The following is a 24,931-nucleotide window of genomic DNA, read 5'->3' on the forward strand; positions in this document are numbered from 1 at the left end:
GATCGCCGTAGCCGCCGAACGCGTTTGAACGCTGCGGGCCGGGACGTTCTCCTCCCGCTCCGTCGTGAACTCGGATTATCAAACGTGAACACCGGGGCGTGCGGTTTATGATGCCGGTTGTGAGACGGTGACGTAGACATGACGGGACTTCGCGAGCGTCTGCGGAACGTATTCGGTCGGGGGAGCGACTCCCGGTCGGTCCCCGACGGGGGCGTCGTCGTCGAAGACGCCCCCGATTCCGACGGGCCGACGGACAAGGCACCCGGCGACGCGGCCGCCGGCGAGGAGAACGGTGACCACGCGGTCACCGACGAGGACGGCGCGGACCGGACCGGAGCCTTGGCCCGTGCCGGCTTCGCCGAGGTGTTCAACGCCACGGGGGTCCCGACGTTCATCCTCGACGAGGAGGGGAACGTCGCCGAGTGGAACGAGTCGCTCGCGGCGCTCACCGGTGTCGAGCGCGCGGACGCCCTCGGCCACGACTACGCCTCGGAGCTGTTCTACCCCGACGGCCGGCGTGCCGACACCCTCGCGGACAAGGTGCTCGACGCGCCCGAGGACGCGGACGAGGTCCACGGCGTCGAGCGGTGCGGCTCGGCGCGGACCCGCTACCGCGACACGAGCACGATGGTCGACCGCCACGGCGACGAGAAGCACATCGAGTTCACCGCGACGCCGATGTACGACGGTGACGAGCTGGTCGGCGTGACGGAGGTCGTCATCGACCGCACGGAGAACGTCAACGAGCGCGACGCCACGGGCGAGCTGGTCGCCGAGGTCCGCGAGACCGCGGAGGCGATCGGCGACGGCGACCTCGACGCCCGCGCGAGCCGTCGTGACTCGTTCGAGCACCTCGGCGAGGACCTAGTTCGGGTCATCGACGTTGTCAACCGGATGGCCGAGAACCTCGACCAGCTCTCCTCGGGCGTCCACGAGAAGGCGCGCGACCTCGACGCGACCGTCGACGAGGCGAGCGCCGCGGCCGCCGACATCGCCGAGAACGTCGACGAGCAGAACGAGCTCCTCGAAGAGAGCGTCTCCGAGATGCAGTCCTTCTCCGCGGGGATGGAGGAGGTCGCCGCGACCGCCGATCAGGTCGACTCCGCCGCGGTGGCGGCCGCCGACGCCGCCGACGAGGGGCTTGACGCCAGCGAGGACGCGCGCCAGGCGACCGAGGACGTCGTCGAGATCGGCGACGAGCTGGTCGAGAGCGTCGGCGCGCTCTCCGAGCGCATGGACGACATCGAGGAGGTCATCGAGGTCATCTCCGACGTGGCCGAGCAGACGAACCTGCTCGCGCTGAACGCCAACATCGAGGCCGCCCGGGCCGGCGACGGCGGCGACGGTTTCGCGGTCGTCGCCGAGGAGGTGAAGAAGCTCGCCGACGAGACCCGCGGCTACACCGAGGAGATCACGGAGAGCCTCGACAAGCTCCAGGCGCAGTCTGCCGAGACTACGACCGCCGTCGAGCGCTCCCACGACCGCATCGAGGACGCGGGCACCGAGATCGAGACGGTGCTCGACTCCCTCGAAGAGATCGCCGACGCGGTCGACGAGGCGGCCGCGGGCGTCGCCGAGGTCGCGCGCACCACCGACGATCAGGCAGCGACCGTCGAGGAGCTCACCTCATCGCTGGAGGCGGTCCGCGAGCGGTCCGACCGCACCGAGGAGGCGACCGACCGCATCGTCGACGCTACCGACGACCAGGAGGCGGCCGTCGACGAGCTGATCGCCCGCGTCGAACAGCTCGACGCGCGGTAACGCTCCCGCCGCTCCGCGATCTCGCGACCTCCCCGTCTTGGGTCCCGTCTCTTCCCGACTCCGTCCCGTCTCGAACTCCGCCGCTTTTCTCCCGTCCGCGCTTCGCGCCCCGCCGAACGTTACCTCCTCAGACCCCAGAAACTGTCTGTCTGTCACGCCGCCCGGACCGCTCGGTGACCCCCTGTTCGGGAACGGCCTCCTCGTGAGCGAGGGCGAGACGTGGCAGCGCCAGCGAACGCTGGCGAACCCCTCACTCGCGGCGCGGTCGCGAGCCACAGTACGCCTGCTGTCTCAACGCGACCCCCATCGCCGGCGTCTGCCCGACGCACGGGCCGGTGGGGCCGCACCATGCGGTCGACGAGCCGAGCGGGGTCGACGACGCGTAGTCGGTCTCGACCGTCGTCCACGTATGAATTAGTACCCCCACGGTCGGCGCGTGCCGACGAGCGCCCGCAGGGCGTGAGTCGCACGCGTGAGGGACGCCGCGAGCGGAGCGAGCGGCGAGGCTGGGGAGGCGTGAGGCGCGGTGCTGTGCGGTGCGGGGTGGACTCAAAGGGGCAGCCGCGAGGACGAAGCTCGACGACGCAAGCACCGGAACGAGGGAGCGTCAGCGACCGAGTGAGGAGCGCAGCGAGTCGCGCGAGTCCTCGCGGCTGGGGCTTTGGCGGTGTTCGTCGCCGATCCCCACTTGATCACTTATAGATCGACGCTCGCGGCGACCTCCCGGTACTCCGGGTCCCACACGTCGATCGCGTGGACCCGCCACCGGATCGGGTCGAACTCGGCGTCGACGAGGTCGGCGACCGCGCCCGGCTCCGGATTACCGCCACGCGCCAGTGTGATATGTGGCACGTACTCGTTGCCCTCGATCCCCTCCACCGCGCCGAACGCTTCACAGAGCCGCCGATGGAGCCGGACCAGTTCGTCGCTCTCGACCGCCAAGTAAACGACCGGCCGCGACCCCGATTGCGGCGCGTCGAAAACCTCGATTCCGGTCACGGAGACCTCGAAGGGGTCGGTCCCGCGGAGCGGACGGCGGAGGCGCTCGCGAAGGCGGTCGAGGGCCTCCTGCCGGGGCGGGGGGTCTCGCTCACCTGTTCCCTCGCCTTCCTCGCGGTCCCCGCTTCGGACGTCTCCGACGCCGAACCGCTTACAGACGAGGGTGTGGCGGTCGCGCACCCGGTCGAACCCCGTTAGTTTCGGGTGGAGATCGGCCGCGAGCCGCTCGACCGCGGGCGGCAGCGGGACGTTGAGGCTGAACACGTCGCCGTCCGCCTCAGATCCGATCGGTGAGGTGCAAGGCGATCACGACGACGAGCGCGATCCCGATCAGCGTCGGGAGGGCGTCGAGCAGCCAGAAGGCGATATCGAGGACGGTCCCGACGATCTCCAAGAGAAGCCATACGACGACGAGGAGCAGCACGACCTTCAGAAGGTCGTCGGTGTCGATCTCGGCGCGGTTCATGCTCCGAGGAGCGCGCGGCAGCGGTAAAAATCCGGTGGCTGGCGGCGAGCGAGTTCCGTGAAACGCCCTACGCGATCTTCTCGTACTGCTCGGAGAGCTTCTCGGCGGCCTCGTCGAGCAGCTCCGACTCGTATTCGTCGAGGTCCCACTCGACGACCTCCTCGACCCCGCTCGAACCCAGCTTCGCGGGGACGCCGAGAGCGGTGTCGTCGTAGCCGTACTCGCCGTCGAGCACGACCGAGCAGGGGAGCACCTCGCCGGTGTCGTTGAGGATGGCCTCGACGGTGTGGGCGACGCCGGTCGCGGGCCCCCACTGCGTGGCGCCCTTCCGGCTGATCACGTCCATCGCGGACTCTTGGAGGTCTTCGAGGATCTCCTCCTTCTCGTCGGCGTCGAACGACGGGTCGCGGCCGTTCACGCGCACCTTCGAGAAGACCGGGGCCTGCGCGTCGCCGTGCTCGCCGAGGATCGTCGCCTCGACGTTCTTCACGGGCGCGTCGAAGCGCTGCGAGAGGACGTAGCGGAAGCGCGCGGAGTCGAGCCGCCCGCCGAAGCCGACCACCTTGCCGCGGTCGCGGTCACCCGCCTCGTACAGGTGGCGGTTGAGCAGGTCGACCGGGTTCGAGGTGGTGACGGTGACGAAGTCGTCGTTGTGCTCGGCGAGCGACGAGCCGATGTCCTCCATGATCGGCGCGTTGTCGCCCGCCAGGTCGATCCGCGTCTGGCCCTCCTTACGCGGGATGCCGGCCGTGATCACGACCACGTCCGAGCCGGCGGTGTCCTCGTACTCCCCCTGCCGGACGGTCGTGTTCGAGTCGTAGGCGACGCCGTGGTTCGCGTCGGCGGCCTGTCCGATCGTCGTCTCGCGCTGGTCCGGGATGTCGACGAACACCAGCTCGTCGACCACGTCCCGCAACGCGAGGTTGTAGCCGGCCGCGGCTCCGACGGTCCCCGCCGCACCGATGACGCTGACCTTTGTCATACCGTGAACTCGGGGTCGGGCGGCGAGTAAACGTTTCGGAACCTCACGAACGTCCGTGCTTATCTCGGGTCGTCTCTCCCCCGGCCCGTCGCGAAAACCCTAACTCCGGCGGCCGCACACTTCCACCCAGTGCCGACGTTCCGCTACCCGTGTCCCGGCTGTCGGACGACGAACAGCCTTCACGACGCCGACTGCGAGTTCGAGGGCGTGAGCTGGCCGACCGTCGAGAAGGCGTACACGGATCTCCTGTCGGTGCTGTCCGCGGAGCCCGACGGTCTCTCGGAGGCGACACTGCGGGACGCGATTCCGGCGGACTGGGGCGGACTCCACAAGGCGGCGCTCGGCGCGCTTCAACGCGACCAGCGCGTCGTCGAGGACGGCGACCGGCTCCGCCTGCTCACCGCCGCCGAGTTCAAGGAGCGCGTCTCCGAGCCGACCCGCGAGCCGATGCGGACCGTCTACGAGCACGGCTCCGTCCCCGGCTGTCACGACAACGCCGTGTTCGCGATGGTGGCGTGGTACGAGATGGTCGGTCTCTCGTGGCCCGAAACGCGCGAGAACGTGATCGAGTGGCTCCACGAGTCGGGCGCGTGGGACCGCGGCGGCTTCGAGGAGTCGACCCCGGGGGAGCTCGTCGACGCCAAGCGCCACGTGTACGACGAGGGGTACGGCTGGAAGGAGAAGGGACAGGCCGCGAAACGCGTTATCGAGCGCCACCTGTAGCGCGGGTCGGTTCCGGACCCCGCGTTAAGCGCCGGCTCTCCACCCCCGTGGCCGCGGCGTTCGGACGCCGAACCGGGCGATGGACCGGCGGACCGCGCGAGCGACGGGCGCTCCGTCGCCGCACGACAGTTTTACGCGCTCCGTCGCCGTCGTACTCCACACATGGCTTTCGACCTCGTCCCGGCGTGGCCCGCCGTCGGATCGCTCGCGGGCGGGGCGGGGGCGCTCGCGCTCGCGTGGGCGATCCGCGAACACCGCGGTCGCCCCGGCGTCGACTGGTTCCTCGGCGTGTTCGCCGCGCAGGCGACGTGGTGCTGCTCCTACGGGGTTGGGCTGCTCGTCGCGGACCCGACGCTCCGGGCCGCGCTGGAGGCGACGATGTGGCTCGGCGTGATCTGGACCGGGATCGCCTTCCTCGGATTCGCCCTGGAGTACACGGGCCGGAGCGACGTGGTCCGGAGCCGCCTGTTCGCGGCGATCGCCGGGTTCGGTCTCCTCTCCTCTGTGCTCCTCGCAACGAACCCCCTCCACGGCGCGTTCTGGACCGAATTCGGGCGCGACCCCGCCTTCGGCGTCGAGACCGTCTCGTACGCGTTCGGCCCGTGGGCGTACCTGACGGTCGCCGTCGAGACCGTCCTCGTCGCCAGCGCGGTCTTCCTCCTCGTCGACACGCTGCTCAGCTACGGTCCCCTCTACCGCCGGGAGAGCGCCGCGGTCGCGCTGAGCTCGCTGCCGCCGGGGTTCGCCCTGGTCGCGTGGACGCTGGGGCTCGGTCCGGTCCCGCAGCTCCAGCTCGCGCCGATCATGTTCGTCCCGCATATGATCCTCGACGCGTACGCGTTCGACCGCGCGGAGATGTTCGACCGGAACCCGACGACCAGCCGCGCCGCCGAGCGCACGGCGATCGACGACCTCCGAGATCCGGTCGTCGCGCTCGCGCTCGACAGCCGCGTCGTCCGGCTCAACCCCGCCGCCGAGGCGGTCCTCGGGGTCGACGCCGAGACCGTCCGCGACCGCCCGCTCGCCGACTTCCTCGACTTGCCGGTCCGAATCGGCGACGGCGGCGTAGACGAGCCGAGCGGCGGCGAGTCCGGCGCCGACGAGGACGCAGCCGGCGGCTCCCGCGAGACGGTCGAAATCGACGCCGTCGCCGGCACCGGTCGCCGCACCTACGCGGTATCGGTCTCCCGGCTGACCGACCCGAACGGGACGCACGTCGGGTACACGGTCGTCCTCTCGGACGTCACCGAGCGCGAGCGGCGCCGCCAGCAGCTGGAGGTGCTCAACCGAATCCTCCGCCACAACCTCCGCAACGACGCCGGCGTCGTCCACGGCTACGGCGAGATCCTCCGGGACCGCCTCGAGGAGCCGGAACTGGTACGGATGGCCGACGCCATCGAGCGCCGCGCGGGCGCGCTGACCGCGCTCGGCGAGAAGGCCGGCACCGTCGAGCGGCTCCTCGCGGACACCGACCCCGAACCGACCGACGTCCGCGACCTCCTTGACTCGGTCGTCGCGGACGCCCGCGAGCGCGACGAGGACGCCGCCGTCGAGCTGGCCGTCGACCCCGAGGACGGCGGAGAGGTCGACGTCGACTGGACCACGCGCGTGCGACCCGATGCCCTTCAGGCGGTCGTCGAGAACACCGTCGAGAACGCGATCGACCACCACGACGGTGAGGGCACCGAACGAGACGACGGCGAGACGTGGGTGCGGGTCGCGCTCCGTCGTGAGGAAGCCGACGACGAGGGCGACGCCGCCGGCGACGACCGCTTCGTCCTCACGGTCGAGGACGACGGCCCCGGCATCCCCGATCACGAGGTCGAGGCGGTCGAGTCGGGGCGGGAGACCGCCCTCGAACACGGGTCGGGGCTGGGGCTGTGGGTCGTCGCGTGGGGCGCCGCCGCGGTCGGTGCCGACGTGACGTACGACGACCGGGAGCCGCGCGGGACGCGGGTGACGGTGTCGATCCCGGTCGTCGAAGGGGAGTGACGCGGGCGGAAAACGGAGCGGTCGCGGTCGACTTCCTAAAACGTCGAATTCGGCCGATTCAGTCGCTCTGAATGCGGGGGGCTAGCATGAATGTCACATTTCCAAGTCCCTCTGCGAAGCCGTAGTGGAGCTTGACGGGGAACTCCTCGCCGAGTTCGACGGTGACCTCGGCGTCCGAGGGGATCGCCTTGTTCATGTCCTTCAGGTAATCGAGGCTGAAGAGCGAGTCGGCGGCCCCGGCGCTGAGCGCGATGAGGTCCTCGCGGTCGAGCTTGAGGTTGACGTCGTCGGTGTCGCCCTCGGCCTCGATGAAGAACGCCTCGTCGGTCTCGTCGACGCGGAGGCGGATGTGGTCGGAGACCATGTCGGCGGCCTTGATCCCGCGGTCGAGCTGTGCGCCCTCGACGACGATCTCGGAGGCGAGATCGAGGTCCGGGATGTCCGGCTCCTGGCGGATCGAGTCGGGGTCGATGAGCGCGAGAGTGTAGGATAGGCCGTCTATCTCGATGTGGAGCTTGCGGGTCTCCTCGTCGAGTTCGAGGTGGATCAGGTCGCCCGAGTTCGCCATCCCGGCGATGTCCTCCAAGCGGGCGAGGTTGACGCCGATGACGCCCCCGTCGGCGTCGTACGACTCGAACGCGGCCGCCTCCAGCGTGAGGTCGACCATGCCGACGTTGGCGGGGTCGACGGCGCGGATGGAGAGCTCCTCCTCGTTCAGGCGGATCTTACACTCGTCGACCAACACGCTCACCGAATCGAGCGCGTCCTGAAACGTCGACGCGCCCACGATGGCCTTGAACATATACGTTCAACTTGGGCGGTATCACCTAAAAAGGCACCCGATCGGAGCGGCGACCGGCCGCTCAGAGCGACCGGATGAGGCGGGCGACGACGACCGCGAGCGTGACGACGGTTCGCCACAGTCGGAGCCGTTCGAGCCGATATTCGCGCCCGTCGGTCCCGTCGGACTCGTCGTCCCCGCCGTCCGGTTCGGGGTCGCACTCGCAGGCCGCGTCGCCGTCGATCCGGTCGGGCGGCGGGTCGGTGGCTCGGTCCGGTTCCTCCCGAGGCTCCCTGTCGGTCGCCGCCGGTTCGCGGGACGGGTCGATCGCGTCGCGGTCAGTCGCGCTGCGATCGGTCGCGTCGCAGTTCGGCGTCTCGTCGCGGTCGTTCGGCTTCGGTTCGCTGTCGGTGCTGTCCGCCGTCGGTAGTGACTCGTCGATCATCGGTCGAGTCGGCCGGTGTCCGGCCGTACGCGACCCTACGAGATTAATTTATAAATAAACGAGCCGAACGCAAGGTGGAACTGAAACTCGTGTGGACGGGCGGCTCTCCGAATGGTCACCGCCGGCCAGCTCCCTCACCTGTCTCAGATCAGTGGCTCGACGAGCTCGCGCCCCTCGGCGAGTAAGTCGTCGACGGCGGCCTCCGAGTCGGACTCCGCGTACACCCGCAGCTTCGGCTCGGTGCCCGAGGGGCGGACGAGCAGCCACGAGCCGTTCTCCAAGAGGAGCTTGAACCCGTCGAGGGTGACGACCTTCGCAACGGGGGAGCCGCAGACGGACTCCGGGATGTGGTCTTCCAGCTCGTCGAGGACGCCCGCCTTCCGGTCGTCGGGGCAGTCGAGTGACACCTTCCCGGCCGCGATGTGGCCGTGTTCGTCGAGCAGGCGGTCGACGCGCGCGTCGAACGGCTCGGCGGCGTGGGTCGCGGCCGCGAGCAGCGCCATCAACACGCCGTCCTTCTCGCGGACGTGGCCGCGGAGGGTGAACCCGCCCGACTCTTCGCCGCCGAACAGCGCGTCGTGCTCGCCCATCGCCTCGGCGACCCACTTGAAGCCGACCGGGGTCTCGTACACGTCCTCGCCGTGCGCCTCCGCGACCCGGTCGACGAGGAACGTCGTCGAGACGGTGCGGACCGCCGGGCCGGAGTCGGTCTCCAGCAGCCGGTCGTAGCAGGCGGAATAAAAGAGGTTCGCGTCGAGGACGCCGCGCTCGGGCGTGACGACGGCGATCCGGTCGGCGTCGCCGTCGTTGGCGACTCCGAGGTCCACGTCGCTTTCGGGGTCGGTGACGCGCTCGGCCAGTCCCCCGAGGTGTTCCGCCGACGGCTCGGGGGAGTCGCCGCCGAAGGTCACGTCGCGCTCGCAGCGCAGGCGGACGACCTCCGCGCCGGCGGATTCGAGCAGGGCGTCCGTGACGCCGCGCCCGCTCCCGTGCGATCGCGTCGTACGCGACCGTGAGTCCGGAGAGGTCGACCGCGCCGCTCCCTCCGTCGGTCCCGCCTCCGGCAACGCGCCCCACCAGCTCTCGGGCCGCGTCGGCGTGGTCGCTCACGAGGTCGAGGCGTTCGACCGCGCCGCGCTCGGCCTCGGGCAGGAGATCCGGCTCCGCGAGCCGGTCGACGATGTCCTCGGTCACGTCCGGGAGCGCGGGCGCGCCGTCGTGCGGGATGAACTTCACGCCATTGTACTCGGGCGGGTTGTGCGAGGCGGTGACCATACACGCGCCGGCCAACCCCCGGTCGACGATGGCGTGGGCGATGACGGGCGTCGGCGCGTCGCGCTCGGGGAGGATTACGTCGAACCCGTTGCCGGCGAGTACCTCCGCGAGGCTCTCCGCGAACCCCTCCGAGGTCTCGCGGGCGTCGTACCCCACGGCGACCGGTTCGTCGCGACCCGCCGCCGCGAGGTGGTCAGCCACCGCCTGCCCGACGATCCGCACGCGCTCGTCGGTGAAGGTGTCGAGCGTCGCGCGCCAGCCGTCCGTGCCGAAGGCAATCTGGTCCATGTCGACCACGTCGGCGGCGGGGACAATAATGTCCGGTGTCAATCGCGAGGCTTGCGCCAGCGAGCCGATAGCGACTGTTTATAAATAAACCGCGGTGGCACGTGCCGGTGAGCGCCGCAGCGCGGCGCGAACAGCGAGGGACCGAAGGTCCCTCTGGCAGCCGGACGTAGTCCGGTGACCGCACGCGCGAGGTCGCCGGCGCTACGCGCCGGCTGCCAGAGAATCTTCGATTCTCGCTGGAGTCAGTCGCCTCCGCTTCGCTCCGGCGACTGACGAGGCTGGGGCTTTGGCGGTGTTCGCCGCCGGTCAGCGGTCAGCCGTTTATAAACGATTGGCTAGAACTTTAGAGGAGCGAAGCGCTCCTGAGTGTCGGTGGGAACCGCCGCCGCCCAGAAATTCGCATCCGGTCCCCGTCGATCGTCCCCGTTTTTATTATCTGGTCCCGAACCCGGCGTATGACCCGAATCGTCGCCGTCTCCGGTAGCCGGAGCGCGGACAGCACCACGCGGGCCGCGCTCCGCGTCGCGCTCGACGCCGCGGCCGACGCCGGCGCGGAGACCGACATGATCGACTTGGCCGCCGTCGACCTCCCACTATATCACCCCGACGAGGGCGCGCAGGGCGACAGCGAGGCGCTCAAACGGCGCGTCCGCGAGGCGGACGGCGTCCTCGCGGGCACGCCCGTCTACCGCGGCTCCTACTCGTCGACGTTCAAGAACTTCCACGACTTCTGCGGCTCCGACGAGTACGCGGACACGGCCGTGGGGCTGCTCACGACCGCGGGCGGCGGCTCCTACGGCGGGACGCTCGAACACCTCCGGTCGACGTTCCGGAACGTCCACGCGTGGACCGTCCCCCACGAGGTCGGGATCCAGGGGGCCTCTTCCAAGGTCGAGACGGGCGCGGCCGCCCCCGGCGGAGAACCGCGGATCACCGACGAGGACCTCCGGCGCCGCACCGAGCGGCTGGGTCGGGTCGTCGTCGAACACGCCGAACGGATGCGGGAGTGAGGGCGCGACGGTCGCGCCACCGACGCCCCGCAGTCGCGCCACCGACGCCCCGCGCCCTCTCCCCCGACGCCCCGCCAACCCGTCGGGCTTTTGCCCGGCTCGCGTCTACGACCCCCATGACCGAACCGGGTGACGACGACCGTGTCCGCTAACCGGAAGGGAGATCGCCGCGAGCGGGAGCTGGTGAACGACCTCGACGAGGCGGGGTTCGCCGTGATGCGCGCGCCGGCCAGCGGCTCCGCCACGGAGCGCGAGCTGCCGGACGTGCTCGCGGGCGACGGCGAGACGTTCTACGCCATCGAGGCGAAGTCGAGCGCGGGCGACCCCATCTACCTCACCGGCGAGGAGGTGGAGGCGCTTTTGTTCTTCGCGCGGAACTTCGGCGCGAAAGCCCGGATCGCGGTGCGGTTCGACCGCGAGGACTGGTACTTCTTCCACCCCGGCGACCTCTACACCACCGACGCCGGCTCCTACCGCGTCAAAAAGGAGACGGCGCTCGCCGACGGCACCGACTTCCCCGAGTTCGTCGGCGAGACGGAGAAGGTGACGCTCGCGGAGGTCGGCGACGGCGACGACGCGAACGCGACCGACCCGGAGACCGAGGAGCGCCGGGCGATCTTAGAGGCCGTCCGCGACGGCCACATGCCGGTCGAGGACGCGCTCGACGTGCTGTGACCGCCAGGGGAGCTCGGTTCTCAATCGGACTCGCTCCTCGCGTCCTCGGCGTACTCGTTCAGGTCGTCGGCCAGCGTCTCCGCCTGCTCGGGAGTCAGCCGAACGCGGTCGGCGTGGGGCGGTATCTCGTCGACGCCGACCGTGTCCAGTTCGACGCTCAGCACGACGCAGTCCGGCGAGTCGTCCGCGACCGCGACGTCCACCACCCCGTCGAGCGACAGGGCGGTCTCGTGGGTCTCGACTGCCGCGGCGACGAGGTCGAGCGTCGTGTACGCGTTCACGGTCGTGATTCGGTTTGACATGGGTTGCGTGGCGGGGGTGAGTCTCAGTCGTCGGCGGTCGGTTTGGTTCGAGCCTGCTCCTCGGCGGCGACCCCGTCGGTTGTCGGCTCCAGCGCGACCGCGCACTGCTTGTAGTTCGGTTCGTCCGAGCGCGGGTCGGTGACCGGTAACGTCAGCTCGTTCGTCGCGCCGCGGTGGATCGGCAGCCAGACCGTTCCGGCCGGGACGGCCGTATCGCTCGTCACGCGGACGGAGATCGACCCGCGGCGAGAGGTGAGACGTGCGGTCTCGTCGGCCGCGATCGCCGCCTTTTCGCCCGTTTCCGCCTCGCCCGCTTCCCCCTCGTCCGCGGGGCTCGCTTCCCCGGCCGATTCCGCCCCGCCGTTCAGGCGCTCGACGGTGTCCGGGTTCACCCGCGCGACGACTGCGGACTCCGCGTCCCCGTCCCGCGACCGGATCCCGGTGTTGTACCCGTCGGACTCGCGGCCGGTGGTCAGGGTGAGCGGGTACGACTCGTCGGTCGGTTCTGGAACGCCGGCGTGCGTCCCGGTCGAGAACCGCGCGCGGCCGGAGGGCGTCCGGAACGACCAGTCGCCATCGTCGTGGTAGCGGTACCCGCCCGCCGACTTCGCGGACGGCGCGGGCCAGCGGACGGCCCGCTCCTCCTGGAGTCGGTCGTACGAGACGCCGGAGCAGTCGGCGTCCGTCCCCGCGGTGAGCGCGGCGAACTCGTCGAACACGGCTTCCGGCTCGGTCGCCGGGAACAGCCCGGGGACGAGCGCCTCTCCGATCGACGTGATGATATCCAGATCCGTCCGCACGGCCGGCGCGAGGTCCGAGGCGGGGCGGACGCGCGAGATCCGCCGCTCCATGTTCATCGCCGTGCCGTCGGACTCGCCCCATGTCGCCGCCGGGAGGACCACGTCCGCCAACTCGGTGGTGTCGGTGTGGAAGGCGTCCTGAACGACGAGGAACGTCTCCCGGAGGCGTTCGCGGGCGGCCGAGGCGTCCGGGAGGCCCGCGGCCGGGTTCGTCGCGACGGCCCAGAGGGCCTCGACGGAGCCGTCGCCGATCGCTTCCGTGATCCCCACTGGTCCCGGACCGGAGTCGTCCGGGAGGCGCTCGACGGGCACGTCCCACGCCTCTGCAATCGTCCGCCGCTCGGCCGGGTCCTCGAACGAGCGCATCCCCGGCCACGACCCCTTCGACGAACAGACGCGCGTCCCCATCGAGTTCGCCTGTCCGGTCAGCGAGAACGGCCCGCTCCCGGGTCCCATGTTGCCGGTCGCCAGACAGAGGTCGATCAGCGCGCCAGCGGTGTCGGTCCCCTGCGCGCTCTGGTTGACGCCCATCCCCCAGTAGGCGAGCGTCGGATCGCGGAGCGCGTCGGCGAGCGCGTCCACGGTCGCGAGGGAGACGCCCGCGGTCGCCGCGGCCGACTCCGGATCCGGCAGCGACTCCCGGAGCGCCTCGAAGCCGGTCGTCGCCTCCTCGACGAACGCTTCGTCCACCTCGCCGCGCTCGACCACCCGAGCGAGGACGGCGCGGGCCAGCGCGAGGTCAGTCCCCGGGTCGGGCGCGACGTGACGGTCGCCCGCCTTCGCGGTCTTCGTCTCGACGGGGTCGACGACGATAAGCCGGCTCTCGCCGTCGGTCGCGCTCTCGACTATCCACCGGAACAGCACGGGGTGGGCCACGGCGGGGTTGGCCCCCCAGACGACGTGGGTCGTCGCGTCCTCGATGTCGTCGTAGGTCGGCGGGGGCGCGTCGCTGCCGAACGCGTCATTATACGCGGTCACCGCGCTCGCCATCCACAGGGTCGTGTTCGCGTCGTAGTGTCGCGTCCCGAAGCCGCCCCGGGCCAGTTTCCCCAGCGCGTACGCCGCCTCGTTCGTCTGCTGCCCGCTCCCGAGGACCGCCAGCCCGTCGCGGTTCCGGTCGAGTACGTCGCTGAACTCGTCGACAATCCGCGAGAGCGCCACGTCCCACGTGGTGCGCCGGAGTTCGCCCTCCTGCCGGACGTACGGCCGCGTCAGCCACTCGCCGTCCGGGTTCTGGGTCTCGCCGATGCCGCGGGAACACGCGAGACCGCGGTTCGTCGGATGGGCCACGTCGCCGCGGACGCCGTCGATCCCGTACCCGGAGTCGACCCGTCCCGTGAGGTGGCCGCAGCCGACCGCGCACCGCATACACGTGGTCGGGACGGGGTCGTTCACTCCGCACCCCGCTCCGTCTCGTCGTCCGCCGCGTCCGCCGGGAACAGCTCCGGGGCGACGTCCATCGACGCCACCGGGGCGGTCGACTCCCCGTCGGCGCCCGCGCGGATTTCCTCGCCGGTACCGACGCGGGCGACCGCTTCGGCACGGTCACCGCCCTGCTCGGGAGTCGCCTCGGCGGTCGGGTCAGTCATCGCTCTCGGTCGCCAGCGGCGTCCCGTCCACGTCGGTCGGCGCGGGACCCTCGCCGTCGGCGAACGGGTACCACGACCGCTTCGCGTCGGTGAGACAGGGGTCCTCGTAGTCGGTCTCCTCGGGTTCGGCGAGCTCGACGAGCGCCTCCTCGCCGGTCTCCTCGACCCACTCCCTGAACGTCTGTCCCTCGGTCCGTCCAGCCGCGAACGCGTTCAGGAGGTTCCGCAGCAGGCCGGGCACCTCGTCGGCCGGGACGCGCTGTCTGATCCACTCGACGAAGGAGGGGTCGGCGCCGATCCCGCCGCCGACGCCGACGTCTATCGCCTCGACCATCTCGCCGTCCTTCCGCGCGCGCATCCCCTGGAAGCCGATGTCCGCGGTCATCGCCTGGCCGCAGTCGGCCGTACAGCCGGAGTAGTGGATCTTGATCTGCTCGACGTCGTCGGGCAGGTCCACGTTCGCGCGCAGCCAGCGGAGCATCGCCGCCGTCCTCGCCTTCGTCTCCGTCAGCGCCAGCGAGCAGAACTCGGTCCCGGTACACGCCATCGCGCCCCGGGTGAACACGTTCGGCTCGGGGCTGTGCGTGTCGAGCAGGTCGGCGTCGAGCAGGTCGTCCAGCTCCGACTCGGGGACGTCCAGAATCAGCGGGTTCTGCCGCCGGGTGAGCCGCATCTCCCCCGAGCCGTGTGTCGCCGCGAGGTCGGCCAGCCGGACCGTCTCCTCGGCGGTCAGGCGTCCGATCGGCACCGCGAGACCGACGTAGTAGTCGCCGTCGGTCTGCTCGTGGACGCCGACGTGGTCGTGTTTGCCCTCCGACGGCGCCTCGCCGGCGTTGTACGTGTACTGGTCGCGGAGGTTCTCCCCCTCGCGCCGGAGGTCGAAGTCGACGTACGACTCCCCGAGGAGTTCGCGAATCTCCTCCGTACCCCAGTCGTCGACGAAGAAGCGGCTCCGATTCTTCTGACGGTTCTCCCGGTTCCCGTGTTCGTGGTACAGCTCGACGAACCCCCTGGCGACGTCGTACGCGTTCTCGGGCGCCACGAACACGTCGAGGCTCCGCGCCTTCCGGGGTTCGCGCCCGCCGAGACCGCCGCCGACGCGGACGTTGAACCCGCGCAGTTCGTCGCCGTCGACCGTCTTCGCCGCGGGTTCGAGACCGATCCCGTTGATCGAGTCCTGCGCGCAGCCCTCGCGGCAGCCGGTGACGCTGATGTTGAACTTCCGGGGCATGTTCGCGAGGTCGTCGTCGGCCCGGAGCTTCGACGTGATCTCGTCGAGCACCGGCTGCGCGTCGACGAACTCGTGTTTATCCCGGCCGGCCACCGGACAGCCGGAGATGTTCCGCATCGTGTCGCCGCCCGACGAGCGCGACGAGAGACCGACGCCTTCGAGCTTCTCCCAGATCGCCGGGATGTCTTCGAGCTTGAGCCAGTGGAGCTGGATCGACTGGCGGGTGGTGAGGTCGATCCACGCGTCGCCGAACTCGGGGTTCGACACCGGTCCCCTGGCGTACTCCGCGGCCACCTCGCCGACCGCGCGCAGCTGTTCGGCCGTGAGGAGGCCGTTCGCGTTCGCCAGCCGCAGCATGAAGTAGCTCTCCTGTCCGGACCGCTGGTGGAAGACGCCCCAGAACTTGAACCGCGAGAACCACATGTCGCGCTCCTCGTCCGGGATCGACTCCCACCCCGTCTCCGCGAACTCCAGGATCTTTGCTCTGACCTCGTCGCCGTACATCCCGTCTTTCCACGTCTCCTTCTTGTTCGTCACGCGCCCCCACCCGAGTTGATAAATTGGCGTGTTATTGCCGAGTTTTTGAGTATTTGGTTCATTTGTCTCACTCTCGAATGTGTATCGTGGCATATAGTGTTGTTCGTTTAATAAATACAGAAATTATGGTGTTTTGATCGACAGAGCGGTATCCCGTTCGCCCGCGGCGGATAATTACGACATATCTACGAAGAATTCATTTTCCGCAAAGCGATCGCGCTCGTAGGTTGGATATCGAAACCGAGCGGTCTCAGCGCGATATCGATTAAGGATCCTCCATCGATTGATGTTCCTTTCACTGATATCGCGCGAGACGCCCGCAACGCCCGATACACGATGGTCTTTGATTACAAACAACAGTTATCTGCCGCACGGGCCACTGTGTACTCAGTTAGAATGTCCTTTGATAGCGACGGGCACGGAACCGACGATCGATCAGTTCGACCGCCACCGGTTCGAACATGACGGAACGGCAACCGACCACCTGTATGCGGTGCGCGGTCGGCTGCGGGTACCTCCAGGAAGCGGCGGCCGACGACCGGCGCATCGTCGACGTCTCCGGGGACCCAGACCATCCGGCGACCGGCGGTCTCAACTGTCAGCGCGGGGTCGACGAGACCGAGAACCCGGGTGAAGAGCGGTTGACGCAGCCGCTCATTCGCCGCGGCGGATCCCTTCGACCGACGGACTGGGACACCGCGCTCGGCGTCGTCGCGACGCGGCTCATCGAGGCGATCCGCGAGAGCCCCGACAACGTCGCGGTGTTGGGAAGCGGGCAGCAGACGAACGAGGCGGCGTACGCGCTGGGGAAGCTGGCCCGGGGCGGCTTCGGGACCCGGCACTACGACGCGAACACGACGCTGTGTATGGCCTCGGCGGTCGCGGCGTACTCCCAGGCGTTCGGGAGCGACGGGCCGCCGCCGACGTACGACGACGTGCCCATGGCCGACACCCACGTCGTCTGGGGCGCGAACCCCGCCGTCGCGCATCCCGTGTTGTACTCGTGGATCGCGAACAGCGCCGCCGCGGGCGACGGCGAACTGATCGTCGTCGACCCCGTCGAGACGCGGACGGCGGCCGACGCCGACGTCCACGTCCGGCCGGACCCCGGCACCGACCTCGCGCTGGCGCGGGCGGTGCTCGCGCGGGTCGTCGACACCGGCGCCGTCGACGAGCGGTTCATCGACAACCACACCGACGGCTACGCCGAGACCGTCGAGTCGCTCCCAAGCGTGACCGACGCGGCGGCGACCGCGGGCGTCCCGGTCGAACGCGTCCGCGACATCGCCGACGCGCTGGTCGCGGACACCCTCGTCTACTGGGGAATGGGCGTCAACCAGAGCATTCAGGGAACCGGGACGGCCCGAGCGATCATCGACCTCTGTCTGGCGACGGGGAACATGGGTCCCGGGACCGGGCCGTTCTCGCTGACCGGGCAGGCGAACTCGATGGGGAACCGCGTCTGCGCCTCGAAGCGGACGTGGCCCGGCCACCGCCCGTTCGACGACTCGGCTGCCCGGCGCGCGGTCGCCGACGCGTGGGACGTGCCGCTCGGGCGGCTCCCGGACTCCCCCGGTCCGGGATTCGTGCGGATCATCGACGAGCTCGCTCGCGACAACGTTGACGTCTGCTGGACGGTCGCGACGAACCCCGTCGCCGGAATGCCCGACGCCGGCCACGTCGAGCGCGCGCTCGACGACGCGTTCCTCATCGTCCAAGACGCGTTCCGGTCGGACACCATCGAGCACGCCGACGTGGTGTTACCGGCGGCGACGTGGGGCGAGTCCGAGGGGACGACGACGAACATGGAACGCCGCGTCTCGCGGGTCACCGCGGCGGCCGACCCGCCGGAGGGAGTCCGCCAAGATATCGACATCATCGCGGCGATCGGCAACCGGATCCACCCCGGTCTGTTCGACGACCCGCCGCTGGCTCCGGCCGCGGTCTTCGACGAGATCCGCGAACTCACCGTCGGGTCGACGGCCGACCTCTCCGGGGTCTCGTACGACCGGCTCGCCGACGAGCTGGCGGTTCGCTGGCCCGCCCCGACCGCAGAGGCGGAAGGCGGCTACCGGTACTACGACGACGGTGACTGGTCGTTCGACACGGACTCCGGTCGCGCGCAGTTCTCGACGGTCGCGCACAGCGAAGTCCCGGAACCGGTCGACGGCGAGTATCCGATCACGCTGACGACGGGCCGGGCCGACGGCGTTTACAACACCGGCGTTCGGACGCGGGACGACGACGGGGTCGACGTGCCAACGGCGCGGGTCCACCCCGAGACGATCGCTCGGCACTTGGAGGCGTTCGACCGGGGCGAGACGGTCATCACCTCCCGCAGGTCCAGCGTTCGCGTCGAGGTCAGCCCGAACGACGACATTCCGCCCGGGATGATCTGGCTACCGATCCACAACGGTGCGATCAACGAACTCACGCTGTCCGCGGTCGACCCGGACTCAGCCGAACCGAACCTCAAGCAGTGCGCGGTACGGATCTCGGCACCGGACCGACGCCGGACACACGACCGCGAACTTGTCGCTTCGGAGTAAACCGTCGCCGCTGTGCCGCGGAGCCCTCTCGTCTCGTCATTAGAGTCCGATCCCCGCAGATCCGGATTTTGACCATATAATGAATAATAGCCCGGTATATTATTTTGATTTGTGAATCTAATCGAGACATTTCACCGCACAAATAAATTTCTTCTTTGAAAACACGAAATGAGGGTGCGTCGAAACACCGCTTTTGCTATTACCCGTTCTCTTGCTTATTCTCGTATATATGTTCACCAGTTATCTTATTAACCCCGCGTTCATGCCTTGTTGACGTGAATAACCGTAAGTTCAGAAGGATCGATGCGGCAGAAGACGAGGAACCGACACTCGGAGCGAAATACCCGCACGCACGGTCGACGCTCCGGCTCACGTCGCCGATTTCACCGTCTACCGCGACCGGCCGCCGGGCTGCGAGCGTTTCCGAGGGGTGGTGTGCGTGAACAGTCCGATCCGGATGACGAAGTACCGGACGCTGCTGCTCGCGACCGTCGGGTTCAACTTCTCCTTCCTGATCTGGTTCTCGTTCGCGCCCTTCACCGGGCCGATGGCCGAGGAGTTCGGGCTGTCGCTGGCCGAGATCGGTGTCTTGGCGAGCGCGGCGATCTGGCTCGCGCCGTTCGGACGGATCCTCACGGGGTGGCTCTCGGACCGGTTCGGGGCGCCGACGATCTTCGCCATCGTGCTGGCGTACGTCGGCGTCTTCTCGATCTGGAGCGCCTTTGCCGAGTCGTACGCGACGTTCTTCGTCGCGCGGCTGATCGTCGCCACCGCGGGGATCACGTTCGTGATCGGGATCCAGCACGTCTCCGAGTGGTTCGAAGCGGAGGAGCTCGGCACCGCCGAGGGGATCTACGCCGGGATCGGCAACGCCGGCGCGGCCGGGGGCGCGCTAATTCTCCCCCGGGTGTTCTCCTCGGGGTGGAGCGGGCCGATCTTCGATACGAACTGGCGCGCCGCGTTCTTCTACACGGGCGTGGTGTCGATCCTGCTGGCTGGCGTCTACTACGCCTTCGGCGAGGCCGCGAAGAGCAGCGAGAAGCGCGCGTCGACGAAGGAGAAGGCGGGGCTGCGAGAGTGGGTCTTCACCGCGACCAGGTACGGCACGGTGGTCCTCGCGCTCGCGTACGTGATGACGTTCGGGCTGGAGCTGTCGATGAACGGCTGGCTGGCCACCTACTACCGCGAGGGCTTCAACACGCAGAACCTCGTGTTGGCGTCGACGTTCGCCGCGACGTTCTCGGTCGCCGCCGGACTGCTGCGCCCGATCGGCGGGTACGTCAGCGACCGGCTGGCCCGGGCCGAGCGGAACATCATCCCGCTTTTCACGGGTCGCTACCGCGAGCAGTGGACGTTCGTCTCGCTGTGTTTCGTCGTCCTCGCGATGTTCGGGATGACGCTCGCGGGTCTCTCTGGCCGGGTGCTCGTCGCCGTGGGCGCCGGGTTCCTCGTCGGGATGGGCTGTGCGTTCTCCGAGGGGGCCATCTTCGCGCAGGTACCCGCCATGTTCCCGGACAGCTCCGGCGCCGTGGCCGGCGTCGTCGGGGGCGTCGGCACGGTCGGCGGGATCGTCTACCCGCTGGTGTACGCAGCCCCGTTCCTGCCGAACCTCCACACTGGCTACGCGATCGTCGGGGTTTCGATGATCCCGATCGTGTTGCTGGCGGCGTGGGTGTTCCAACCCCGGATCGCCGAGCGGGCGACCGACGACGGGTTCGTGGGCGAGAGCGACGGGGCGCCGGTCGCCGACGACTGAGGGTTCGCCGGTCGCAGCCGACTAAGGGGGCGGGTCTTTTTCGGTCGGAGCTGCCCGCCGCCGGACCGCGGACCCCCTCGCTTATCCCTCGCGGCGCCGAACCCGGTCACGAATGAGCGAGGACTTCGGCCTGCTCGAACCCGCGGACCAGCCCGGCGACGAGTGGGAGCAGCTCGACGTCTCCGACACCGAGTCCGACCGGATCGCCCGGCGGCAGGACCGCGAGTTCGACGAGTTCCGCAAGCGGATCAAGGACACGGAGCAGTTCAAGCTGCAGGAGTCGGTGTTCGACGACGCCACGCTGGCCGCGGTGTACAAGCTCGTGCAGGACGGCTACGTCGACGCCTTCGGCGGGCCGGTGTCCACCGGGAAGGAGGCGAGCGTCTTCGAGGCGCTCGGCGGGCAGGCGGGCGAGCGGCCGGAACCCGGTTCCGAGGCTGCCGGCGGCGGACCGGAGGGGGTCACGCCCGAGCGCGAGGTCGCGGTGAAGGTGTACCGGATCAACTCCTCGAACTTCCGGCAGATGCGCGACTACTTGGAGGGCGACCCGCGCTTCGAGGGGATCGCGAGCGACAAGAAGGCGGTCGTGCTGGCGTGGACGCGCAAGGAGTTCGCGAACCTCGAACGCGCGCGGAAGGCCGGCGTGCGCGTGCCCGAACCGATCGCGGTCCAGCGCAACGTCCTCGTGATGGAGCTGGTCGGCCACGCCGAGGAGCGCGCCCGTCGGCTCTCGGAGGTCGATGTGGAGAACCCCGAGACCGCCTACGAGGTCGTCCGCGAGTACATGCGTCGGCTCTACCGCGCCGGACTGATCCACGGCGACCTCTCGGAGTACAACATGATCATCCACGAGGGCGAGCTGGTGATCATCGATCTCGGACAGGCCGTGACGGTCCACCACCCGAACGCCGGGGAGTTCTTAGCGCGCGACTGCGAGAACGTGGCGGCCTTCTTCACGCGACAGGGGATCGACGTCGACCCCGACGATCTCCGCGCGTACGTGACGGAGCCGGAGCCGGACCCGAGCGGGGAGCCGGAGTCGGGTGCGGAGCCGGAGTCGGGTGCGGAGCCGGAGTCGGGCGGGGAGCCGGAGTCGGGCGGGGAGGCTGAGGGGGAGTCGGGGGCGGGAGCGGACGAGACGTAACCGGTCGACGCTCCGGCCCGCTCTCGGACTCAGCAGTCGCGGGCGTAGATCGCGGTCAAATACGCCTCGTCGGCGATATCGGTCACGCCTGCGTCCACCTGCTCGAACCCCCGCGCCTCGTAAAATCGCGCACCGACGTCGTTGTCGGCGAAGGCTTCGAGTCGAACCGTCTCGACGCGGTCCGGCAGCGCGTCGAGACCGCGCTGGAGCAGCGCCGTCCCGACCCCCTCACCCCACCGGTCCGGGTGGACGTAGATCGCCTTCACGCCGGCTTCCCCGGGACCGACGAACGATTTCGTGTTTTCCGCGCCCCAGCGCACGTCGACGAATCCTCTGACCGTTCCGTCGACGACGGCGACGAAGACGGCGCTGTCGTCGTCGCTGAATCCATCCGCCCACTCCTCGACCTCCGCCGGCGTCGGGTCGACCGTCATCGCGTCGAGCACCGCGTCGGGGAGGATCCCGTCGTACGCCTCCCGCCACGACAGGCCGTGCGCCCGGATCAGTTCCCGCATCTCCGCGTCGGTCTCGGGAGGGCGGATCTCCATGGTCGCGAGTCGGCGGGCTGTGGTAAAACGACTGGGCCGGTGTGGCCGAGCGTGTCACCCCCGATGAACGCTTATCCGGTTCCACCGGCTATTGGGAACGAACCGATGGGATTCTTCGAAACGGTCGGCCGACGGGTCGAGAAGTTCAAACAGACCGCGATGGAAGCGGCCGACGAAACCGCAGCGTACCGGTGTCAGTCGTGTGACGCGCGGTTCGACGCCGACGCCGACCAGTGCCCGGAGTGCGGTTCGGCGGAGATCACCCCGACGAAGGCGGGAGAGTGACTCCCTCGCGTGCCGGCTCAGGCGATTCCGAGCAGTGAGATTCCGAACGCGGCCCCCGCGACGAGCGCGACCGTCCACGCGGCGATTCCCGCGGTCATCCAGCCGCCGATCGTCCGGCGACGGCTTCCGGCGGCGAGCGCGAGGAGCGCCGCGAGGTGGACGCCGGTCAGCACGGGCGCCGCGAGCGAGAGCCCGGGGAGTCCGTACCGGTCCCAGACCCTGCGTGCCCACTCGCGACGGCGATTCGTCGCGTCGTCGTCGTCGGCCGCCGGTTCCGGCCGTCGCCGCTCGCGCCACCGAGCGATCCGGCGGTGAGAGAGCAACAGCGCGTAGACGGACCCGGCGTTGCCGGCGAACGCGACGACCCCGGTGGTGACGGGATTTAGCCCGACGCCGATCCCGACCGGTATCACGACGAGGATTTCTACCCACGGCAACGCGGCGAACAGGAACACGAGACCGTACTGGACCACGCCGCCGGCGTCCGCGATGGCGGCGCCGACGTCGACGAGGAGGGGGATCTGGTGAAGGGGGACCATCGATTGCCGCGACGTCCGGGCCGGTCAAATACCTTCTGTCACCGAAAGCGCTCGTCCCTTCGCGCGTCTCGATTCGACGAACGAAATACAGTTTTCAGGAGGTAGCTGCCCAACATTTTTGTTCTCACGGCTGGACACGCGCAGTGATGCGACGTTCGCCCTCCCGGCGCCGGTTCCTCGCTGGAACCGGTGCTGCCTGTACCGCCGCACTCGCCGGTCCGCCCGTCTCACCGTCGGACGCGTCCCCGTCCACGGCGACGAACGAGCAACTCGGGTCCGACGTCGAACGACGCCTCGACGAGGCGGTCGAGGCGAGCCTGGCCGAACACGACGTTCCCGGTGCCAGCGTCGCCGTCGTCTCGGACGGTTCCCCGCCCGTGGCCAAGGGGTACGGCGTCGCCGACCGAGAGACCGAGGCTCCGGTCGATCCGGAAGAGACGGCGTTCCGGATCGGCTCCGTGTCCAAACCGGTCGTCGCGACCGCGCTGATGGACCGTATCGAACGAGACGAGATCGACCCCGACGCCGACGTCAGCCGCCGTCTCGACGTCCCGGTAGACGCGTCCGAGGACGAACCGGTCACACTGACGGATCTCATCACGCACCGCGGCGGATTCGAGTCGACGAACCGCGGGATGTGGATCCCGGACGAAGGCGATCTCCGATCGCTGGAGTCGTATCTCCGGAACGATCCCCAGAAGCGCGTTCGAGCGCCGGGGCGGATCGGGTCGTACTCCAACTTCGGCTACGCGCTCGCGGGACAGGTGCTGGCGGCACACGCGGACGAACCGTTCCACCGGGCGATCGACGAGTCCCTCCTCCGGCCGGCCGGGATGGCCGACAGCAGTTTCAGCATAATTCGAGGTGGAGCCTCCGACCTCACGGAGCGAGAGCAGCGAGCGAGTAGGTCGATGAGGGGACCGACAACGCACGACGCAACCGCACGACGGTAGCTACCTGATTCCCCAATATATAAGAACCGTTGGATAGTAATCTGAAACATGGAGGTGCGTCGAACTGCGCCGGTCAAACTTGTTGTTCCCGATGAGCGGTACGACGACCTCCACGAATCCGCGCGACAGTTCCTTCACTGTGCGAATCGTGCCGCTGAATTCTGTTGGGACGACGACTCCTACGCCAACTGCGTTACGGCGGACTCGACCGCACGGGACGCGCTCTACGAACAACTGCGAGAGGAAACTGATCTTACTGCGAACCTCGTTCAAGCGGCTATCCGTCGTGCCGTCCAAGCGACGAAAGGATGCGTCGAACGGTGGAAACAGGGCAAGCGGGTGAGCCAGCCGGAGTTCACGTCGTGGAGCATGGTCTACGACAAGCGAAGCGCGACGTTCTACCGCGACCGTGTGTCTCTTTCGACTGTCAACGGACGCGTCGAGTGCGACTTTGAACTTCCGGCGGACAGCCCGACTCCCTACGAACAGTACGTTCTCTCGGAGGACTACGAGTTCCGGGCGAGCACACTGCAATACGACAAGGCGACTGACGAGTTCTACTTCCACATCACGACGCGAAAGTACGATACCGACGAGTCCGAGGTTTCGGCAGATACCGAGCACCAAACAGTTCTTGGTATCGACCTCGGCGTCAACAGCCTCGCAGTAGCTTCGACCGGAACGTTCTGGCAGGGCGACGAATACGATCACTGGTGCCGTGAATTCGAGAAGCGACGTGGTGAGATACAACAGCGCGGGACGCAAGCCGCGCACAACGCCCTGCTTCGTCTCGGAAAGCGCGAAGAAGCGTGGCGGAAACAGTACATTCACTCCGTTGCCAACGAAATCGTCTCGGAAGCTGTTGATCACGATTGCGGTGTTATTGTGTTTGAGGACTTGACCGATATCCGAGAGCAACTTCCACAGGCGAAGTGGCACCACATCTGGGCGTTCCGACGGCTCGCCGAGTACGTCGAGTACAAAGCGCCCGAACAGGGCGTCTCCGTGAAGCAAGTTGAGCCGACCCACACGTCCCAACGCTGTTCTCGAACGGACTGTGGGTTCACACACGAATCGAACCGTGACGGCGAACACTTCGAGTGCCAGAGGTGTGGCTACGAGGTCAACGCAGACTACAATGCAGCGAAGAATATCGGGCTACGCTATGCCCGAAAGCGGAAACACAGACTCCGTTCCTCGCCCAAGTCGGGGAGCGGAGACGCACCAGTAGACGTGCGTGTAAATGGTGGGACGTTGAACGGCAAGAGTCACCAGCCCATTGCTGGCGACTGATTGCTGGG

Annotated in this window: 22 protein-coding genes and 1 pseudogene; 11 read left to right on the forward strand and 12 right to left on the reverse strand. The window is 68.7% G+C overall.

The annotated features are described in order from the left end of the window. The first annotated feature begins 138 nt into the window (after positions 1–138). Entirely contained in the window at positions 139–1,761 is a 1,623-nt protein-coding gene (locus tag ACODNG_RS08770) for a methyl-accepting chemotaxis protein (protein ID WP_434520999.1), read from the forward strand. Positions 1,762–2,457: 696 nt separating this feature from the next. Here the strand turns inward: ACODNG_RS08770 and ACODNG_RS08775 are convergent. The 3 genes from ACODNG_RS08775 to mdh form a co-directional block, all read right to left on the reverse strand. Continuing rightward, complete coding sequence (locus tag ACODNG_RS08775) at positions 2,458–3,024, reverse strand: 2'-5' RNA ligase family protein (RefSeq protein WP_434521000.1); 567 nt, start codon at positions 3,022–3,024, stop codon at positions 2,458–2,460. Positions 3,025–3,037: 13 nt separating this feature from the next. Further along, the gene (locus ACODNG_RS08780; protein ID WP_434521001.1) at positions 3,038–3,226 is read right to left on the reverse strand and encodes a DUF7554 family protein; all 189 of its coding nucleotides are present in this window, start codon (positions 3,224–3,226) and stop codon (positions 3,038–3,040) included. 67 nt (positions 3,227–3,293) lie between these two features. Then, positions 3,294–4,208, reverse strand: a complete 915-nt coding sequence (gene mdh / locus ACODNG_RS08785) for a malate dehydrogenase (RefSeq protein WP_434521002.1) — start codon at positions 4,206–4,208, stop codon at positions 3,294–3,296. 129 nt (positions 4,209–4,337) lie between these two features. Between mdh and ACODNG_RS08790 the strand changes: the two genes are divergently transcribed. Together ACODNG_RS08790 and ACODNG_RS08795 are read left to right on the forward strand one after the other, a co-directional pair. Further along, positions 4,338–4,931 (forward strand): DUF7474 family protein, encoded by a 594-nt coding sequence (locus ACODNG_RS08790; protein ID WP_434521003.1) that lies wholly within the window; start codon positions 4,338–4,340, stop codon positions 4,929–4,931. 162 nt (positions 4,932–5,093) lie between these two features. Then, entirely contained in the window at positions 5,094–6,923 is a 1,830-nt protein-coding gene (locus ACODNG_RS08795) for a histidine kinase N-terminal 7TM domain-containing protein (protein WP_434521004.1), read from the forward strand. 58 nt (positions 6,924–6,981) lie between these two features. Here ACODNG_RS08795 and ACODNG_RS08800 read toward each other — a convergent pair whose 3' ends face one another. The 3 genes and pseudogenes from ACODNG_RS08800 to ACODNG_RS08810 form a co-directional block, all read right to left on the reverse strand. After that, positions 6,982–7,725, reverse strand: coding sequence for a DNA polymerase sliding clamp (locus tag ACODNG_RS08800; RefSeq protein ID WP_434521005.1), 744 nt, complete (start codon positions 7,723–7,725; stop codon positions 6,982–6,984). A gap of 61 nt (positions 7,726–7,786) precedes the next feature. Next, a complete protein-coding gene (locus ACODNG_RS08805; RefSeq protein ID WP_434521006.1) occupies positions 7,787–8,149 on the reverse strand; it encodes a hypothetical protein in 363 nt (120 codons plus the stop codon). A gap of 143 nt (positions 8,150–8,292) precedes the next feature. Further along, positions 8,293–9,712 (reverse strand): annotated as a pseudogene (locus ACODNG_RS08810) (phosphoglucomutase/phosphomannomutase family protein). Between the two features lie 455 nt (positions 9,713–10,167). Between ACODNG_RS08810 and ACODNG_RS08815 the strand changes: the two are divergent. Together ACODNG_RS08815 and hjc are read left to right on the forward strand one after the other, a co-directional pair. Beyond that, positions 10,168–10,722 (forward strand): NADPH-dependent FMN reductase, encoded by a 555-nt coding sequence (locus ACODNG_RS08815; RefSeq protein ID WP_434521007.1) that lies wholly within the window; start codon positions 10,168–10,170, stop codon positions 10,720–10,722. Between the two features lie 129 nt (positions 10,723–10,851). Further along, complete coding sequence (gene hjc, locus ACODNG_RS08820) at positions 10,852–11,397, forward strand: Holliday junction resolvase Hjc (RefSeq protein ID WP_434521008.1); 546 nt, start codon at positions 10,852–10,854, stop codon at positions 11,395–11,397. 20 nt (positions 11,398–11,417) lie between these two features. Here hjc and ACODNG_RS08825 read toward each other — a convergent pair whose 3' ends face one another. From ACODNG_RS08825 to ACODNG_RS08840, 4 genes are read right to left on the reverse strand one after another with little or no spacing between them, the layout of a single operon-like run. Next, positions 11,418–11,699 carry a DUF6360 family protein gene (locus ACODNG_RS08825; RefSeq protein ID WP_434521009.1) on the reverse strand — a complete coding sequence of 94 codons (282 nt, stop codon included), beginning with the start codon at positions 11,697–11,699 and terminating at the stop codon, positions 11,418–11,420. A gap of 23 nt (positions 11,700–11,722) precedes the next feature. After that, the gene (gene nasA / locus ACODNG_RS08830; RefSeq protein ID WP_434521010.1) at positions 11,723–13,894 is read right to left on the reverse strand and encodes an assimilatory nitrate reductase NasA; all 2,172 of its coding nucleotides are present in this window, start codon (positions 13,892–13,894) and stop codon (positions 11,723–11,725) included. Continuing rightward, positions 13,891–14,088 (reverse strand): hypothetical protein, encoded by a 198-nt coding sequence (locus tag ACODNG_RS08835; protein ID WP_434521011.1) that lies wholly within the window; start codon positions 14,086–14,088, stop codon positions 13,891–13,893. The genes nasA (ACODNG_RS08830) and ACODNG_RS08835 overlap by 4 nt, the downstream gene beginning before the upstream one ends. Beyond that, positions 14,081–15,856 (reverse strand): nitrite/sulfite reductase, encoded by a 1,776-nt coding sequence (locus ACODNG_RS08840; RefSeq protein ID WP_434521012.1) that lies wholly within the window; start codon positions 15,854–15,856, stop codon positions 14,081–14,083. The genes ACODNG_RS08835 and ACODNG_RS08840 overlap by 8 nt, the downstream gene beginning before the upstream one ends. Positions 15,857–16,317: 461 nt before the next feature. Here ACODNG_RS08840 and nasA (ACODNG_RS08845) point away from each other — a divergent pair, with 461 nt between their 5' ends. The 3 genes from nasA (ACODNG_RS08845) (at position 16,318) to rio1 (ending at position 21,305) form a co-directional block, all read left to right on the forward strand. Continuing rightward, on the forward strand, positions 16,318–18,405 hold the full coding sequence (gene nasA / locus ACODNG_RS08845; RefSeq protein WP_434521013.1) for an assimilatory nitrate reductase NasA: 2,088 nt from the start codon (positions 16,318–16,320) through the stop codon (positions 18,403–18,405). A gap of 457 nt (positions 18,406–18,862) precedes the next feature. Then, positions 18,863–20,161 (forward strand): MFS transporter, encoded by a 1,299-nt coding sequence (locus tag ACODNG_RS08850; protein WP_434523083.1) that lies wholly within the window; start codon positions 18,863–18,865, stop codon positions 20,159–20,161. Positions 20,162–20,273: 112 nt separating this feature from the next. After that, complete coding sequence (rio1, locus tag ACODNG_RS08855; RefSeq protein ID WP_434521014.1) at positions 20,274–21,305, forward strand: serine/threonine-protein kinase Rio1; 1,032 nt, start codon at positions 20,274–20,276, stop codon at positions 21,303–21,305. A gap of 29 nt (positions 21,306–21,334) precedes the next feature. On the opposite strand, the gene ACODNG_RS08860 is transcribed toward rio1, so the two are convergent. Beyond that, positions 21,335–21,853, reverse strand: a complete 519-nt coding sequence (locus ACODNG_RS08860; RefSeq protein ID WP_434521015.1) for a GNAT family N-acetyltransferase — start codon at positions 21,851–21,853, stop codon at positions 21,335–21,337. A gap of 105 nt (positions 21,854–21,958) precedes the next feature. Here ACODNG_RS08860 and ACODNG_RS08865 point away from each other — a divergent pair, with 105 nt between their 5' ends. Further along, positions 21,959–22,138 carry a hypothetical protein gene (locus ACODNG_RS08865; protein WP_434521016.1) on the forward strand — a complete coding sequence of 60 codons (180 nt, stop codon included), beginning with the start codon at positions 21,959–21,961 and terminating at the stop codon, positions 22,136–22,138. Positions 22,139–22,155: 17 nt separating this feature from the next. Here the strand turns inward: ACODNG_RS08865 and ACODNG_RS08870 are convergent, their stop codons facing one another. After that, positions 22,156–22,677 (reverse strand): small multi-drug export protein, encoded by a 522-nt coding sequence (locus ACODNG_RS08870; protein ID WP_434521017.1) that lies wholly within the window; start codon positions 22,675–22,677, stop codon positions 22,156–22,158. A 146-nt stretch (positions 22,678–22,823) separates the two neighbouring features. On the opposite strand from ACODNG_RS08870, the gene ACODNG_RS08875 reads away from it, so the two are divergent. Beyond that, positions 22,824–23,630 (forward strand): serine hydrolase domain-containing protein, encoded by an 807-nt coding sequence (locus tag ACODNG_RS08875; protein WP_434521018.1) that lies wholly within the window; start codon positions 22,824–22,826, stop codon positions 23,628–23,630. Between the two features lie 48 nt (positions 23,631–23,678). Beyond that, positions 23,679–24,923 carry an RNA-guided endonuclease InsQ/TnpB family protein gene (locus ACODNG_RS08880; RefSeq protein ID WP_434521019.1) on the forward strand — a complete coding sequence of 415 codons (1,245 nt, stop codon included), beginning with the start codon at positions 23,679–23,681 and terminating at the stop codon, positions 24,921–24,923. Positions 24,924–24,931: the final 8 nt, after the last annotated feature.

The organism is Halorubrum sp. AS12, from assembly GCF_051122765.1.
Classification (GTDB): domain Archaea; phylum Halobacteriota; class Halobacteria; order Halobacteriales; family Haloferacaceae; genus Halorubrum; species Halorubrum trapanicum.

Excerpts from the sequence above, each read along its gene's own strand:
- ACODNG_RS08870 (WP_434521017.1), bottom strand. The coding sequence starts at position 22,677 with ATGGTCCCCCTTCACCAGATCCCCCTCCTCGTCGACGTCGGCGCCGCC.
- rio1 (WP_434521014.1), top strand. The coding sequence starts at position 20,274 with ATGAGCGAGGACTTCGGCCTGCTCGAACCCGCGGACCAGCCCGGCGAC.
- ACODNG_RS08850 (WP_434523083.1), top strand. The coding sequence starts at position 18,863 with ATGACGAAGTACCGGACGCTGCTGCTCGCGACCGTCGGGTTCAACTTC.
- nasA (WP_434521013.1), top strand. The coding sequence starts at position 16,318 with ATGACGGAACGGCAACCGACCACCTGTATGCGGTGCGCGGTCGGCTGC.
- ACODNG_RS08825 (WP_434521009.1), bottom strand. The coding sequence starts at position 11,699 with ATGTCAAACCGAATCACGACCGTGAACGCGTACACGACGCTCGACCTC.
- ACODNG_RS08800 (WP_434521005.1), bottom strand. The coding sequence starts at position 7,725 with ATGTTCAAGGCCATCGTGGGCGCGTCGACGTTTCAGGACGCGCTCGAT.
- ACODNG_RS08875 (WP_434521018.1), top strand. The coding sequence starts at position 22,824 with ATGCGACGTTCGCCCTCCCGGCGCCGGTTCCTCGCTGGAACCGGTGCT.
- ACODNG_RS08835 (WP_434521011.1), bottom strand. The coding sequence starts at position 14,088 with ATGACTGACCCGACCGCCGAGGCGACTCCCGAGCAGGGCGGTGACCGT.
- ACODNG_RS08865 (WP_434521016.1), top strand. The coding sequence starts at position 21,959 with ATGGGATTCTTCGAAACGGTCGGCCGACGGGTCGAGAAGTTCAAACAG.
- ACODNG_RS08795 (WP_434521004.1), top strand. The coding sequence starts at position 5,094 with ATGGCTTTCGACCTCGTCCCGGCGTGGCCCGCCGTCGGATCGCTCGCG.
- ACODNG_RS08780 (WP_434521001.1), bottom strand. The coding sequence starts at position 3,226 with ATGAACCGCGCCGAGATCGACACCGACGACCTTCTGAAGGTCGTGCTG.
- ACODNG_RS08770 (WP_434520999.1), top strand. The coding sequence starts at position 139 with ATGACGGGACTTCGCGAGCGTCTGCGGAACGTATTCGGTCGGGGGAGC.
- mdh (WP_434521002.1), bottom strand. The coding sequence starts at position 4,208 with ATGACAAAGGTCAGCGTCATCGGTGCGGCGGGGACCGTCGGAGCCGCG.
- ACODNG_RS08880 (WP_434521019.1), top strand. The coding sequence starts at position 23,679 with ATGGAGGTGCGTCGAACTGCGCCGGTCAAACTTGTTGTTCCCGATGAG.
- ACODNG_RS08815 (WP_434521007.1), top strand. The coding sequence starts at position 10,168 with ATGACCCGAATCGTCGCCGTCTCCGGTAGCCGGAGCGCGGACAGCACC.
- ACODNG_RS08805 (WP_434521006.1), bottom strand. The coding sequence starts at position 8,149 with ATGATCGACGAGTCACTACCGACGGCGGACAGCACCGACAGCGAACCG.
- ACODNG_RS08860 (WP_434521015.1), bottom strand. The coding sequence starts at position 21,853 with ATGGAGATCCGCCCTCCCGAGACCGACGCGGAGATGCGGGAACTGATC.